Origin of the sequence: Oceanobacter antarcticus, assembly GCF_044962685.1 — a bacterium.
GTDB lineage: Bacteria > Pseudomonadota > Gammaproteobacteria > Pseudomonadales > Oceanobacteraceae > Oceanobacter > Oceanobacter antarcticus.
The window spans coordinates 1-206 of the sequence record NZ_JBBKTX010000155.1 but is presented as its reverse complement, the minus strand read 5'-3'; the positions used below and the strand labels follow the sequence as shown (position 1 = coordinate 206).

Annotated in this window: 1 pseudogene; it reads right to left on the bottom strand. The window is 58.3% G+C overall.

Annotation, left to right across the window (positions count from 1 at the left end):
* Positions 1-206: pseudogene (locus tag WG929_RS21320) on the bottom strand (IS3 family transposase); the annotation flags it as partial.

Here is a 206-nt window from a genome sequence, read left to right as displayed (position 1 = left end):
GTCCACACTTCGTTAGGCCCCGTGGCCGTAAAACTGGTGGGCTGTGGTACTGTTCTGGCAGACTGAGCACGGCCGCGGTGGTTGAGCTGCTGATGCTTTTTCAGCACACGATAGAACGTGGACTCCGATGCGAGGTAGATGCCCTTGTCAGCCAGACGCGGTACGATCTGTGAGGGCGGCAGGCTCTGATATTCCTGCAGGTTGCA